This is a genomic window from Oleiphilus sp. HI0086, assembly GCF_001635225.1.
In genome coordinates this window covers 1-15591 of sequence record NZ_LWFZ01000466.1, presented here as the reverse complement: position 1 = coordinate 15591, position 15591 = coordinate 1, and the positions used below count along the sequence as shown (strand labels likewise).

Genomic DNA, 15591 nt, shown 5'->3' with positions numbered 1-15591 from the left:
GCAGTATACAAACGATAAGGACAATGCCGCTAAACCGCTTGAAAAAGAACTTGTTCCAACAAGCAGTTCCACCGAGAAACAAAGTCCTGCTGTCTCGCAGAATAAACCAAAAAAATTGAGTTATAAATTAAAGCTCGAGTTGGAACAGTTGCCTGCGAAAATAGAGAAAATGGAGTCGAGGATTGAAGAGCTTCAGGCTCTTATTGTGTCGCCTGAGTTTTATCAAAAAGACCATGAAGAAATAGAATCTGTTACGGCTGAACTAGCGGCACTTGAAGATGAGTTGTCGCTTGCTATGGAACGTTGGATGGAGTTGGAAGATGCTTAAATCAGAGCGTAACGATAGAGGGCCAGTGTAATGGGTTTGTGGGTAGCGCTACTCATTACTTTGGCTGTATTTGGGTCGGTTTTATGGGTTATGCCTTCACCCAGAGAAAAGTCGCTGACGGCAATGCGCGCACGTGCTCTGGAATTGGGGCTGAAGGTAAGGTTGCTCGACGAAAAACTGGCGAAGTCACTTTTTTATTGGATAGATAATTATCGTCCTTATACCTTGTATGAGTGTTTGTTGCCTAGAGAGGCCAAGCCAAGTTCACACAAAGCGCGAGTGATCCGCCTGAGTGTTGATCACGATGCACATGAGCTTGACGCTAGGGATGAGCTCAAAGAGGCGTTGGAAAAGGAGGGGGTCTTTGAGGGCTTGCCTGAGACCTGTGAAGCCTTGGTGATTTCACAAGGTGGCTTAGCTATGTTGTGGCGAGAGCAGCAAAAGTCTCCAGAATCCCTGGAAGAGGTGGAAAGCGTTAAGCGCTGCCTGGAAAGCTGTAAGCAATATGCGAAATATTGGTTAGCCTAGAAAATTGAGACATAAAAAAACCGAGCTACATGGCCCGGTTTTTTTATGTCTCAGACTATTAAGTATTAATTACATCGTCTCAAGAGCTTGCTCAATGTCATTAATAATCTTTTTTGAGTAAAGGTTAACGATGAAGTTAACACGATTCTCGTTGTAATTTACGTAAGAGTTCTTAATGAAGTCCCATTTGGTATTCGCAGAATCTAATAGCTTGAACGAGGTCTGTTTACCTTCAGCCATAGCCATCAATTCTTGCAGCTGTTTACCGAACTCTTCAGCAAGAGAATCGATCGTTACTTCTTTATCGACATCGCCGCCTGCATATACCTGACTAACCGTAGAAGTTGTTCTTGCTGAATACTTGGTCATCATTAGGGCAAGGTTAGTTGCTGTATCACGGCTTAGCTGGGTTGTCTTACTTGGCTTTATACTCGCGCCTGCTTGAATAGCATCATAAAGGCCGCTTAATGCTGCATTGAGTGCAATGTTATTGGTCGCCATGTCGCCCGCTAAGCGAAGGTCAGGGTAGCCTGTCTTCTCAACTTCACGTACGTTCTGCTTGAGTACTTTTTGGTAGGCTTTCCATGCAGCGGCGACTGCTTCAAACTGTTCCGAGGTCTCACCCGAATCTGTTTCACCTTGAATTGCGTTAAAAAGCTCGGCCATTGTTGTGAGCGAGGCATTGATATCTTCCAGGTCTTTTTGAGCACCTTGGTTTGCACTGAAGTTATAAAAGCCATTAATAGAATAATAAGAGTTGATCTGGCTTTGGTAGATGTTTTCCAGGACTGATTTTGACGAATTCTCGGCCGCATGGCTTTGTGTTGATGTGAACAACAATACGAAAATAAATGGAATAACAGCGCTTAGGCGGTTAAAAGTGATGTTCTTGAAATACATTAATTGCGACTCCATGTTTTTATTTCTAACGAGATATTTAGTTCAGTGTAGTATTTAATGCTTAACATACAAGCGTTTGGCGAATGAAGTTCATAATGATTGTAATTATTTTGTTTTGCGCATGATTTTGTCTGCTTTCGGTAATTCTATCGACGCTCTGAAGACTCAAGAATATATGTTAGTCAGCTTTGTATTGAATTTGTTCTTTGGTGGAATAATAAATTCGTTAAAAAGGCATAATTTTAAAAAAACTTATAAAACAAATGGATAGGTGATTGTTCTGTTGGAAAATCTAGAAAAGAATTGTTTACTTATGTCAATAATAATTGACAAATGATGGATTTTTTTACATGGTTCGCACACGCAATTCAAACGAGCGTATGAATTTCGAAAATTCCCGCGAAATATGCGGGCCCAAAAAAACTTTGTTGGAGCCTCGACCTTTCAGAGGACGTAGGTAGACCAGCACGGATAATTAACTTGGAGAACAGTTGATGATTTACGAAGGTAAAGCCATCACGGTTAAAGAGATTGAAGGCGGAATCGCACAGCTAAATTTCGATTTAGAGGGCGAGTCAGTCAATAAGTTTAACCGACTTACTATTGAAGAGCTTGGCGCAGCAGCGGAAAGCTTAAAGAACGCAAACGGCATTAAGGGCTTGATTGTTACAAGTTCAAAAGATTGCTTTATCGTTGGCGCAGATATCACAGAATTTACTGACTTGTTTGCTGGTTCTGAAGAAGAGCTTATCGCAAACAACTTGCAGGCCAACGCTGTATTTAGTGCAATTGAAGATCTTCCGTTTCCATCTGTAACTGCTATCAACGGTATTGCGTTGGGTGGCGGTTTCGAGATGTGTCTGTCTACGGACTATCGTGTTATGTCGCCAACGGCTAAAGTCGGTCTACCTGAAGTTAAGCTGGGTATCTTCCCAGGTTTTGGTGGTACGGTACGTCTACCACGTCTAATCGGTGCAGATAATGCAATCGAATGGATCGCAGGCACGAAAGAATACAAAGCACCTGATGCACTTAAGTTTGGTGCAGTAGATGCGGTTGTTGATGCTGATAAGCTAGAAGCTGCAGCAATCGATCTTGTTAAGCAAGCAGTTGCTGGCAAGCTAGACTATAAAGCTCGTCGTGAAGAGAAGACTTCTAAGCTTAAGCTGAACCCAATGGAAAGCATGATGACTTTCGAAACTGCTAAAGGTTTCGTTGCTGGTCAAGCTGGTCCTAACTATCCTGCACCTGTTGAAGCGATTAAAGCGATGCAGAAGCATTCGGGTATGGCGCGAGACAAGGCAATCGAAGTTGAAGCGAAAGGCTTTGCTAAGATGGCTAAGACTTCAGTATCAGCTTCTTTGATTGGTTTGTTCTTGAATGACCAGGCACTTAAAGCACAAGCAAAAGCGCTTGAGCCAAAAGCATCTGAAGTTAAGAAAGCTGCGGTTCTTGGTGCAGGTATCATGGGTGGCGGTATCGCTTACCAGTCTGCTCTAAAAGGTACGCCAATCATCATGAAAGATATCGCGCAAGCAGGTATCGATCTAGGTTTGAGCGAAGCAAGCAAGCTTCTTACTAAGCGCGTAAGCAAAGGTAAGATGAAAGCTGAGAAAATGGCTGAAGTTCTAAACTCTATCGATCCAGCACTAAGCTATGGTGACTTCGGTGACGTAGACTTGGTTGTTGAAGCGGTTGTTGAGAATCCTAAGGTTAAAGACATCGTTCTTTGTGAAGTAGAAGATCAAGTATCTGAAGATACAATTTTGACTTCAAACACTTCAACAATCTCTATTGATTTGCTAGCTAAGAACTTGAAGCGCCCAGAAAACTTCTGTGGTATGCACTTCTTCAACCCTGTACACATGATGCCTCTTGTTGAGGTTATCCGTGGCGAGAAAACTAGCGAAGAAACAATCGCTACGACAGTTGCTTACGCTAAAGCAATGGGTAAGACGCCTGTTGTTGTTAACGACTGCCCAGGTTTCCTAGTTAACCGTATCTTGTTCCCATACTTCGGTGGCTTTGCTGCGCTAGTACGTGACGGTGCTGACTTCCAGCGCGTTGATAAGATCATGGAGAAATTCGGTTGGCCTATGGGTCCTGCTTACTTGCTAGACGTTGTAGGTATGGACACAGCTATTCACGCTGGTGAAGTCATGGCTGAAGGCTTCCCTGATCGCATGAAGAATGAGTTCCGTACTGCGATGGAAGTTATGTTTGAAGATGGCCGCTACGGTCAGAAGAACGACAAAGGCTTCTACACTTACGAGCTAGACCGTAAAGGTAAGCAGAAGAAAGTGAAGGACGAAGGCGTTTACGACATGATCAAGCCTGTTGTTCTTAACAACAATGAATTTACAGATGAAGAAATCATCGAGCGTATGATGGTTCCTCTATGTATCGAGACTGTACGTTGTCTTGAAGATGGTATCGTAGAGACTGCAGCAGAAGCTGATATGGGTCTTATCTTCGGTATCGGCTTCCCTCCATTCCGTGGTGGTGCGCTTCGTTACATCGATTCTATCGGCATCGAAGAATTTAATAAGATCGCTGACAAGTATGCTGATCTAGGTGCTCTTTACACTCCAACAGAGGGTATGAGAGAAATGGCTAAAACTGGCAAGAAGTTTTTCGGCTAATCGCTGAAACAGAATCGAACGGAGAATATCTATGAGTCTTAATCCAAAAGATGTCGTCGTCATCGATGCAGTACGTACCCCAATGGGTCGTGCTAAAAATGGCTGTTTCCGCAATGTACGTGCTGAGACACTTTCAGCTACGCTGATTGATGCTATTTTTGATCGTAACGAAAAATTGAACCCTAATGACGTTGAAGACGTAATCTGGGGTTGTGTTAACCAAACAATGGAGCAGGGCTTTAACGTTGCTCGTCAAATTTCATTGTTAACTAAAGTTCCTCACGCTGCTGGCGCTCAAACGGTTAACCGTTTGTGTGGTTCTGCGATGAGTGCAATTCACACAGCTGCACAAGCAATCCAAACCGGTAACGGTGACGTGTTTGTTGTGGGTGGTGTTGAGCACATGGGTCACGTATCCATGACTAAAGGTTTCGACCACAACCCAGCAGCAAGTAAGTACTCTGCAAAAGCATCTAACATGATGGGTCTAACGGCTGAAATGTTAGCTAAAATGCACGGTATTTCACGTGAAATGCAAGATGAGTTTGGCGCGCGTTCACACCGTCTAGCTCACGAAGCTACATTGGAAGGTCGTTTTAAGAACGAAATCGTTCCAGTTGAAGGTCATGATGAGAACGGTTTTAAAGTTCTTATTGAGGACGATGAAACAATCCGTCCAGAAACGACTGCAGAGTCTCTAGGCAAGTTGAAGCCAGCTTTCAACCCTAAAGGCGGTACAGTAACTGCGGGTACGTCTTCACAGCTTACAGATGGCGCAGCAGCAATGTTGTTGATGTCAGCTGAGAAAGCAGAAGAGCTTGGCCTTAAGCCACGTGCTCGTATCGTTTCAATGGCTGTTGCAGGTTGTGATCCAGCTATCATGGGTTACGGCCCAGTTCCAGCAACTAAGAAAGCACTTAAGCGTGCTGGTCTTACCATTGAAGATATCGATTTCTGGGAGCTTAACGAAGCTTTCGCAGGTCAGTCTTTGCCAGTAATGAAAGATCTTAAGTTGCTAGATGTTGCAGAGACTAAAGTTAACCTGAATGGTGGTGCGATCGCTTTGGGTCACCCACTAGGTTGTTCAGGTGCACGTATCTCAACGACTTTGTTGAATGTTCTTGAAGATAAGGGCGGCAAATATGGTGTTTCTACCATGTGTGTAGGTCTTGGTCAGGGCATCTCAACAATTTGGGAACGTCTGTAAGACCATCTTTGATAAGCACGCTCCCAGGAAGATTGCTTAGGCAATAGGAAGTATTCTTCGGGAGTGTGTCTTAATAAGATAAGAAAAAACCGCAGTTTTGGCTGCGGTTTTTTTGTTTTAAGAGGGGGTAGATTTACTTAAGTCGACTCACTACTTCTATTTTTGCTCAGTTGAAGTGTCGGTACATTCGTTTTGATTGGTTTCCGTTTCTGCTGAGTCGCTGATCGGTTTTTTCTTTTTTGCCTTCTTGGCTTGAGGTTTGATCAAGTTACCTTCGCCTACGACACGGTTTGTTCGTTTTGCTTCGGTCAGGAGTTCGCTTAGCTCTCGTATGCGGGTGTTTTTCGTATCATTATCTATGCTGGTCTTTTTCAGCAAGTCCAGAGCTTGCTTGATATGCATCTGATACATCGTCATATCGCCTTCCTCAGCGAAGCTGTCGGCCTGGTATAAGTTACTATTTATGTTGAGCTCGACCTTGACTGTTTGCAGATGAATTTGCAGCTCCTGGCACTTTGCCGCCGTTAATGAGCCTTTATTGCGATAGATGTCGAGTAACTTACTGATTTGACCGATTTGGCTTTGTGCCTGGGTCAGTTCAATATCACTGGTGACATAACAGGCGACTTTATTTTCTCGTTGTCCGCTTTTGAAGTTTAGTAACTTTCCCTCTTGAGTTCGTAAGTGGGAAAGAATTAATTGATCGTCGGGGGCTAATTGCTGCGCTGCTTTTAAGGCGTTCACTGCTAAAGATTGAACTTGGGTGATCAGTACGTAGCTTTCATCAATTTTTAATAAAAGTGAGGTGTAGCTTAATAGCTCATCAGCTTGTTGCCTTAGTTTGTTAATGCGAAGCTTGCGCTTTTTCATTGCTTGTTGGCGGCTATAACTTATGCCACTGGCAACCATTGAGATAACAATGATGGAGGCTATCAAAGATATTATAAGTGTACTATTCATGTGGACTATGTTTCAGGCTTTATTCCCTTTAAGTGTAGCAAAGGCTTTAAAAATGCTAGCTAGTTTGTTCAAAAATCAGAAAAAAACATTGCAATGACTTGACCCTTTAGCTACAAATCAATATATATGTCGCCTTATATATTCAACTTATTCTCACGTTTGTTCTTTTTAGGGTATGTTTTGCTGAAAAAATATACAGCTAGATTGCAGCGTATGAGCAACCACTTTAGTTTGGAGTTTTATGGGTAAGTCCCTCGTTATTGTCGAGTCACCAGCAAAAGCTAAGACAATTAATAAATACCTCGGTTCTGATTACATCGTAAAGTCCAGTGTGGGGCATATTCGTGATTTGCCTACCTCGGGGGGGGGTTCTACCAGTACCCCTCAAGAGCGTGCTAAACAGGCTGCTGCTACACGTAAGATGAGCCCGGAAGAAAAAGCGGTTCATAAAGCGCGTAAAGCCAAGGAACAGCTAATTGCCCGTATGGGGATCGACCCGGAAAATGACTGGGAAGCACGCTATGAAGTGCTGCCTGGTAAAGAAAAGGTTGTTACCGAACTCAAGAAGCTCGCTAAGAATGCCGATCAAATCTTTCTCGCAACCGATTTGGATAGAGAGGGAGAAGCCATTGCTTGGCACTTAAAAGAAGCAATTGGTGGCGATGATGAACGCTATAAGCGCGTTGTCTTTAATGAGATTACCAAGAAGGCAATTCAAGGAGCTTTTGAAGTGCCGGCAGAATTGGATCAATCTCGCGTTGATGCTCAACAAGCCCGCCGTTTTCTGGATCGGGTGGTTGGCTTTATGGTTTCACCTTTGCTTTGGGCGAAGGTGGCACGAGGACTTTCAGCCGGTCGTGTACAGTCTGTTGCTGTACGCCTGATTGTTGAGCGTGAGAAAGAAATTCGAGCGTTTGTCCCAGAAGAATATTGGGAAATGTTTGCTGACCTCTGTGCTGATAAAAAAGGTGATACACGCTTTCAGGTCAGTCGCTATCAAGGTAGCGCTTTCCGTCCGGTAAATGCTGATCAAATCAAAGCTCACCAAGAGGCATTGAATAAAGCCGCGTTTGCAGTTTCCAAACGAGAAGACAAACCGACAAGCTCCAAGCCTAATGCTCCGTTTATTACTTCTACTTTGCAGCAAGCAGCCAGTACTCGATTAGGTTTTAGTGTAAAGAAAACCATGATGTTAGCTCAGCGTCTTTATGAAGCGGGCTATATCACCTACATGCGTACTGATTCGACGAACTTGAGTGAAGATGCTGTCAACGCATGTAGAGATTATATCGCTGAGAACATGGGTAGTAAGTATGTGCCTGATGCGCCGAGACTATATAGTAGTAAAGAGGGAGCTCAGGAAGCTCACGAGGCGATTCGTCCATCTGACGTAACGGTGCTTACCTCAGGCATAAAAAGCCTTGAGAAGGACGCTGAGAGACTGTACGACTTGATTTGGCGTAACTTTGTGGCCTGTCAGATGAATAATGCCGAATTTTTGAGTTCGTCTTTGGAAGTGACAGCGGGTGACTTTACACTTCGTACGCGTGGTCGTGTTATGAAGTTCGACGGTTTCTTGAAAGTGTTGCCGTCGAATAGCAAGAAAGACGATGATGTCATCCTTCCTGATCTTCAGGTTGGCGATGAACTATCTTTAGATAAACTGGATCCCAAGCAGCATTTTACCAAACCGACTGCGCGCTATTCAGAAGCCGCTTTGGTTAAGGAATTGGAAAAAAGAGGGATCGGTCGCCCTTCAACTTACGCAGCGATTATTTCAACGATCCAGGATCGTGGCTATGTGAAGCTTGAAAACAAGCGTTTCTACGCCGAGAAGATGGGGGATATTGTTACCGATCGTTTGGTTGAATCTTTCTCTGAGCTGATGGACTACAGTTTTACCGCTCAGATGGAAGAACAACTGGATGATGTTGCTCAAGATGAAAAGGACTGGAAAGCGGTTCTTAATGATTTCTACGACCATTTCACAACTCAACTAGACCAAGCACAGTCGCTTGATGGTGGTATGCGTGAAAATGATCCAACCGAGACAGATATTCCTTGCCCTAGTTGTGGTCGTCATATGCAGGTTCGTACGGGTAGTACGGGCGTGTTTTTGGGCTGTTCAGGTTACTCCTTGCCGCCAAAAGAGCGTTGTAAATCGACGATCAATCTTGTACCGGGTGATGAAATCGCCAGTGCAGATGATGAGGAAGGCGAGTCAAAACTTTTGCGTAAGAAGCGCCGTTGTTCAATTTGTTTAACCGCCATGGACAGTTATCTGATCGATGAGCAACGTAAGCTACACGTTTGTGGTAACAACCCGGACTGTTCTGGGTATGAAGTTGAAGAGGGTGAGTTTAAGATCAAGGGCTATGATGGCCCTGTATTAGAGTGTGATAAGTGTTCATCAGAAATGCAGCTTCGCACCGGCCGCTTTGGTAAGTACTTTGGTTGTACCAATGAAGAGTGTAAAAATACTCGTAAGTTATTGCGAAATGGTGAAGCCGCGCCACCGAAGATGGACCCAGTGCCGATGCCTGAATTAACTTGTGAGAAGGTTGAAGATACTTACATCTTACGAGATGGGGCTGCGGGATTATTCCTCGCGGCAAGTAAGTTCCCGAAGAATCGTGAAACTCGTGCTCCCTTAGTGAGTGAACTGCTGCCTCATAAAGATGAAATTGATACTAAGTATGAATTTCTTTTCTCAGCGCCGGTGAAAGATAATAAGGGCAATCCGTCGATTGTCCGTTTTAGCCGCAAGACGAAAGAGCAGTATGTGATGTCTGAAGAAAAAGTCGAAGAGAAGGTTAAAGCTACTGGCTGGTCGGCTCATTACCAGGATGGAAAGTGGGTTGAGACATTGCCTAAAGCTAAAAAGGCAAAAGCTAAAAAGAAGTAGCGAGTTGTCAGACATAAAAAAAGCCGCGCTAAGCGGCTTTTTTTATGTCCATCATTTACGTAACCTTTCAAGTAAGCTGGAGGTATCCCACCTTGCACCACCCATATCCTGTACATCTGCGTAAAACTGGTCAATCAGCGCCGTTAGGGGAAGTTTTGCGCCGATATTCCGAGCTTCAGATAAACAGATGTTTAAGTCTTTGCGCATTAGATCTACGGCAAAACCGTGTTCGTATTCGGCATCGATCATGGTGTCTGAACGATTATCCATTTGCCATGATTGCGCAGCTCCTTTGGATATCACATCGACGACTTGCTTGCAGTCCAGGCCAGCTTTCTCTGAGAAATGGATGGCCTCGGCCAGCCCTTGTACCACACCGGCTACGGCCATTTGATTGGCCATTTTGCAGAGTTGTCCTGAGCCGCACGGGCCAAGCAGGTTCATTGCTTTGGCATAGTGCCGCATAAGGTCGCTTGCCTGTTTGAAAGCTGCTTCTTCGCCGCCGCACATAATGGTTAGCTGGCCATTAATTGCACCCTGTTCGCCGCCAGAAACGGGAGCGTCGATAAATGCCATACCTTTTTGCTTAGTGCTGGCGTCAATACGTCTAGCGAGTTCAGCGGAAGCGGTGGTGTGATCGATAAAAAGTGTTTTGCTATCGCATTGGGCGAGCAGGCCTTGTTCGGACAGGTAGACCTCTTCGAGATCTTTATCATTGCCGATGCAGCTTATGACGAGGTCGAACTTATGATCAATCTTCTTAAGGTCTAGCAGTATTTGGCCTTCATACTCTTCGAGCCAACGTTGGGATTTTGAGGTACTACGATTGTAGACGTGAAGGTCACAATGTTTGGAAAGGTGACCAGCCATAGGATATCCCATTACCCCTAAACCTATGAACAAAACTTTAGTTGTCATGGAATGTTGCTCCAAGTATTTAATTATTCTCTGCTAGTGGTAAGGTCAAGGTAAAGCAGGTGCCTTGATTCGCTTCGCTCTGAACATCAATGCTACCTTTGTGTTTTTTAATTACAACCTGGACAAAATTCAAACCTAAACCTGCACCTTTATCGCCGCTTAATTCTGTCTGTCTTTGGCGGTGAAAGCGCTTGAAAATAAAAGGAAGCTCTTCAGGACTGATGCCAAAGCCTTGATCTGAAATATCGATAATCGCCTTATCTTGAGTACAACGGGTTTTAATTGTAACCGTTGTGTCTTCAGGGCTGTATTTGACAGCATTGGAAAGCAGGTTGGTGATAGCTCGCTCAATCAACTCTGCATTGCCGAGTAGCCAGATAGGTTCTTCATCAGAGAACTCTAGATTAATGCCTTTCGCTTTTGCCTGTTGGGACAAGGAGTCAATGCTATCTTCGACTGCATTGAGCAGGTCAAACTCATAAAAGCTTTGCTCGGCGCTCTGTTCTGCGCGAGTGATTTGCAAAAATTGGTCTGACAGATTCAAGCTTCTTTTGGCGTGGCTTTCAATTTCATCAATTAGCGTGCTATCCCAGTTGATTCGACCAGTTCTGAGCCCGTTAAGCATGGCTAGCTGTGATACCAGCGGAGAACGGACATCGTGAGATAAAAAGTCAATAAGCTGATTTTTTTCACGCTGTTGTTGGCGAATTTCGGTGATATCTGAAAGTGTGATCATCAAGCCTGCGTCAATGTCTTCATCGACAATAAAGGGGGCGCAATGAACCTGAACGTCTCTATCATTTAACTGGATTTCATCATTGGTCTGTGCGCCGTTGACTAATACCTTACTCATATTTTGACTTAGCTGAATGTTTTGTTGGGGGTCAAACAATGTACAAATAGCTTGTCCTAGTAGCGTTCCGTTTGATTCAGAAAACCAAGTTTGAGCATGACTATTGGTAAATACGATTAAGCCAACAGGGTCGGTAACAAATACCGCATTGGGAATTTCTTCGAAGCCTTTTGATATAAAGGTTCTCATGTCTTGCATGGAATGTATTGCTTCACGTACCTGTGATATTCGATTGGCAACCTTCTCATAATATCGGGGCTTATTGCGTGCTAGTGGTGTTGTGAAGTCGAGTTTGTTTAGATAGTCCTGATGTTCAGATAGGTTGGTTGGATGAGCCCATACAAAGCCCATATGGTAGAAGGATGTCACGCCAGAGTCAGATTCCTGAGCTAGGGTTATCCAGCTGGTGTGCCCATCATGCATCCACTTGTTTGTTGATTTTAAGCGCTGGTAACTAAGCGGCGTATGTTCATCTTGCAGAATAATTTGCTTATCTTTAAGTAGAACGTAGTGCTTAGGTTTTAGCAGGGCATTTAAAGATTCGAAGATTTCTTGCACCGGGTGCTGACCGATATGACGGAAGCTAATCGCAGGTTCTTTTTCAAGCCTTTCCAACTCATGGTTTAAAAATTGGTTTAGCTGCCGCATGCGTTGCCAGCTCCACAAAGGGTATGCGAGTAAAATACCAATGATTGCATTAATGGGTGGAAACCAGGTCTTATCTAGTAGTATTAGTAGGTAGCTAAAACTAAAAACCAACAGTACTAGCAGGATCGCAGAAGGTAAGACATGCGTTGGTTTGAGTCGCGGAAACAGCAGGATAGGGATCATGATGAAAGCAAATGTCAGCAAGTAAGCCCAAACCGAATCAACAGGTCGAATAGCGGTATTATTAAGTAGTGCAGAGTAGGCGTTGGCATGGAGTTCAACGCCAGACATTGAGGTGCCGCTTCTTGATACAGGCGTTGGAATAATATCGCCTAGACCTGCAGCCGTTGCGCCGATCAAAATGGTCTTGTCGCGAAATGCTTCAGCAGGTACTTGGTCAAGCATAACCTCCAGATAGCTGTAGGTCGGAAATGTGCCGCCAGGGCCAGCAAAAGGTATTAAGCGATATTGGGTGTTGACTGACATATAAGGAGAGTTACTTGATGCTACCATGCGAATATATTGGATCATGGGGTTAACTTCGCTTGCCATCGCCATTGATAAGCTAGGCCAATGAGCATCGCCGACACCTGAGTTCAAATATAGTCCGCGCGCAAGTCCGTCTTGGTCCAGGTCAACATGGACATGACCCATACCTCTGGCAGCTTCAACCAGTTTAGGTATCGGAAGAATTTCAACAAGTGTTCCGCCGTGAGTCAGCGGTTGTAGGTGCAATGGCAGTAGAACGTTGCCGTTATTCTTGATCGCTGCTGCGAGGGCAAGGTCATCTTCTGGGTGCGAAGCGCTTTTTTCTGAAAAAAGTATATCTAAGGCAATCAGTGCGGTGTTGTACTGCGTTAGTTTTTCAATTAGCTGTGCATGGATTGCACGCCGCCATGGCCATTGGCCAATACTATTGAGACTCTTTTCATCTATGGCGATGATAACCGTATTTTCGTCAGCGGGAACCGGGGTGAGGTTTATTGCGGTGTCGTAAGCCAAGAGATCGAGGCGCTTGGCCGCTTGTGTATAGACCAAAAAAGCGCTCACCACGAGTAGGGCGAGAGTCAAAAGGTACTGCGCATAAGGCCTGGATTCGGGAATGTTTCTAGCCATAAGGTTCTATTATTATTGCTGTCGTTGTTGGGCCGAACGCATCTTAGCAAAAATGTTCGCTGTCATGTGAAAAAATGATATGCGCCGATGACAGTACGAACATTATTGTTGCAAGGCAACATATTATTCATTTTCAATATATAGCTCTTTGATTGGGCCAAAGTCTGAACTGAATAGTTCGTTGCCAATTCCCTTAACCCGAGCGAAATAGCGCTTTCCAGGTGTTAATCTTAGGTGGGCTCGAGCCTTGGCAATGGTCTGTTCTTTCAGAATGTTTTCGAAGCTTTTGCTATCAGACACCTGCAATATGTAGGCTTGGGTATTGTCTACTTTATTCCAGAACAGGCCAACTTGGCTGTCGATATAGTTAACACTTAGAATCTTCACGGGTTTCAATATACCGCGGACAGAAAAGTTACGCACTTCGCTATTCGCTGTTTCGCCGTCATCTGCAAGCGATACTACGCGCCAATAGTATGAGCCGGGCATCAATGCTTTCCTTGGTGCAATCTGCTGCGCTGCATCAAAGTCTGTTTGGCTGATTAGCAGGTTGAAACCTTTGTCTTTGGAAATCTGTAGTTTTCCGAGCGTATCCGGTTTAACAAAGTTCCAGCTAAATGTAGGTTTGGTACTATCAAGTATGCTTTTGGCAAGCGGCGCAATGAGTTTTGCTTGCTCTGTGCCAATGTCCACTGCTATGCGTGTAACGGAGTCGACACCCTCAAAACCATTAGCGTCAATGGCGCGCATGGAAACGTCATACTCACCATTCTCAATATGTTCCAACTCAAGTTCAGGCTTTTGTATTTTCCCTTGCTTAACAAGTTTTCCATTTTGCTTATTGTCAGTGAGTTGAACTCGATAAGCTTCGGCGCTTTTTTGTTCTTCCCAAGACAGAGTTGAAGGAAGGTCGTCTACAACTCTCTCTGCAAATAGTGCTTTGGGGGCGTCAGCTAACTTTGTCTGCTCAATAATCGCGCTACCTTTTTTGATGCGCGCACCGTTGCCTGCAAAAACTTGAGTCGTCCCATGTTCACCAGCAAAAGAGACTTCACCTTCAATAACTTCCAGCTGTGTTTCATTACCCTGGGTACTCAAACGAAATTCAGTTCCGCGCACGGCTGCTACCGCCGATGGGGTGGTAATCTCGTAGCGAGATCCTTTAACCAAGGGTGTAACCTCAGTGGACAGTGAGCCTCTCTTGAGCCTTAGTCGCGTATCAACCATGCCAGTCTTGCCAAAGTGGGACAGTTTATTGAAGACCAGGTTGGAATTTTCTTCCAAGCGAATGGTTGAGCTGTCTGCAAACTCAATTAAAACATTACCTTTTTTTGTCGCAACTTCATCACCGACACGAATATTCATATTTGTTTTGAGTAGCTTAAATACACTCTTGCTGGCGCGTTTGATCAAGGCACTACCAGAAACTGACTTGGCAACAGCCGGTTTTGGTTGATGTTTTAGCCAGTGCATAGGGATTTTAATAATTGAGCCAGGGGCCAGGGCCGAGACCTGTTCAATCTTGTTATAACGTATTAAATCAGTCCAGGTGTGCTGTCTGTTGAGAAGGCCTTGACTGACTTTTTGCAGGTTGTCGCCAGGGCGCAGCGTGTAGTGCCACTCTTCCACCTGAGGTGTTTGAGCAAACGATACCGAAGTTAGCAAGACGCTAGAAATAGCACAAGAAAGGCATAAGAGCATGACGAAGTTGATGACTGTCGTCGTTAGTTTATGGATATCAATACGTCCAAATTTCATAAATAAATCATGCTCACTACATTATTAATATCAAAGCTTCTAGCCAAGAGCAGGTTAAGAGCTGCTGTCCTTATCTCTAGTCGCCAACTTTTTCCAGCCTGTACCCATGTTGATAAACTGTTTTCACGCGAAATCCGTTCTCAGGTTTGATATGCAATTTGCGTCTTAAGCGACTGACATGCGTATCGACGGTCCGAGTATTGATGTTGATAGAAATTCCCCAAACCCTTTCCAACAGGTAGTCTCTGGATAGTAGGCGCCCAATGTTCTGAAACATGAAGACGGCTAAATCAAAATCTTTATCGGTCAGTGGCACGTCTTCACCAAAAGACACGATGGTTCTTTTAGTCAGATTAATCACATAAGGGCCAATAACCATCTCCTCTTGCTCTTCTACCTCGTTTGCGGAGCGTCTTGCTAAGGCGTTGACTCGAGCTTTTAACTCTCCAGGTCTGGCTGGTTTGACAAGATAGTCGTCAGCGCCTGCATCAAGGGCCGTTATAATATCGGCTTCGCTATCTCTGGAGGTCAGAAATATTACAGGTATCCGCCAGCTAAGCTCTGAGCGAATCGATTTAAGAACTTCGGTACCTTCCATGTCTGGAAGCTGCCAATCAAGGATTAACAAGTCATAACTGTTATGTAGTACTTCGTATAAAAAAGATTTGCCAGTCTGAAAGAAATCACAACTATGTTGGTTTTCTACCAGCATCGCACTAAGGTTTTGTGCTTGTTCCAGCTCGTCTTCTAACAAAGCAATTTTCATCATTATCCCCTAAATATATGTTCTGTATTATTTTTTTGTGTTTTTTCTAGTGTAGATGCTTT

Annotated in this window: 10 protein-coding genes and 1 pseudogene; 5 read left to right on the top strand and 6 right to left on the bottom strand. The window is 44.3% G+C overall.

The genetic code is table 11. The features are described 5' to 3' along the window. Positions 1 to 328 (top strand): annotated as a pseudogene (locus A3756_RS05795) (ABC transporter ATP-binding protein); the annotation flags it as partial. A 30-nt stretch (positions 329 to 358) separates the two neighbouring features. Beyond that, positions 359 to 856 (top strand): hypothetical protein, encoded by a 498-nt coding sequence (locus A3756_RS05790; protein WP_068509734.1) that lies wholly within the window; start codon positions 359 to 361, stop codon positions 854 to 856. Between the two features lie 69 nt (positions 857 to 925). Here A3756_RS05790 and A3756_RS05785 read toward each other — a convergent pair whose 3' ends face one another. After that, positions 926 to 1771 carry a hypothetical protein gene (locus A3756_RS05785; protein WP_068509737.1) on the bottom strand — a complete coding sequence of 282 codons (846 nt, stop codon included), beginning with the start codon at positions 1769 to 1771 and terminating at the stop codon, positions 926 to 928. Between the two features lie 479 nt (positions 1772 to 2250). On the opposite strand from A3756_RS05785, the gene fadB reads away from it, so the two are divergent. Then, entirely contained in the window at positions 2251 to 4398 is a 2148-nt protein-coding gene (gene fadB / locus A3756_RS05780; protein ID WP_068509739.1) for a fatty acid oxidation complex subunit alpha FadB, read from the top strand. A 31-nt stretch (positions 4399 to 4429) separates the two neighbouring features. Beyond that, positions 4430 to 5605, top strand: a complete 1176-nt coding sequence (gene fadA / locus A3756_RS05775; protein WP_068509740.1) for an acetyl-CoA C-acyltransferase FadA — start codon at positions 4430 to 4432, stop codon at positions 5603 to 5605. A gap of 156 nt (positions 5606 to 5761) precedes the next feature. On the opposite strand, the gene A3756_RS05770 is transcribed toward fadA, so the two are convergent. Further along, complete coding sequence (locus A3756_RS05770; protein WP_068749923.1) at positions 5762 to 6565, bottom strand: hypothetical protein; 804 nt, start codon at positions 6563 to 6565, stop codon at positions 5762 to 5764. Between the two features lie 241 nt (positions 6566 to 6806). On the opposite strand from A3756_RS05770, the gene topA reads away from it, so the two are divergent. Next, positions 6807 to 9470, top strand: a complete 2664-nt coding sequence (topA, locus tag A3756_RS05765; protein ID WP_068553047.1) for a type I DNA topoisomerase — start codon at positions 6807 to 6809, stop codon at positions 9468 to 9470. A gap of 51 nt (positions 9471 to 9521) precedes the next feature. Here the strand turns inward: topA and A3756_RS05760 are convergent, their stop codons facing one another. From A3756_RS05760 to A3756_RS05745, 4 genes are all read right to left on the bottom strand, one after another. Further along, complete coding sequence (locus tag A3756_RS05760; RefSeq protein ID WP_068509750.1) at positions 9522 to 10388, bottom strand: NAD(P)-dependent oxidoreductase; 867 nt, start codon at positions 10386 to 10388, stop codon at positions 9522 to 9524. 19 nt (positions 10389 to 10407) lie between these two features. Then, complete coding sequence (locus tag A3756_RS05755; RefSeq protein WP_068509752.1) at positions 10408 to 13005, bottom strand: CHASE2 domain-containing protein; 2598 nt, start codon at positions 13003 to 13005, stop codon at positions 10408 to 10410. A gap of 123 nt (positions 13006 to 13128) precedes the next feature. Next, complete coding sequence (locus A3756_RS05750; RefSeq protein WP_068553046.1) at positions 13129 to 14763, bottom strand: FecR domain-containing protein; 1635 nt, start codon at positions 14761 to 14763, stop codon at positions 13129 to 13131. A gap of 76 nt (positions 14764 to 14839) precedes the next feature. Then, complete coding sequence (locus A3756_RS05745; protein WP_231872080.1) at positions 14840 to 15532, bottom strand: response regulator transcription factor; 693 nt, start codon at positions 15530 to 15532, stop codon at positions 14840 to 14842. Between the last annotated feature and the right edge of the window lie 59 nt (positions 15533 to 15591).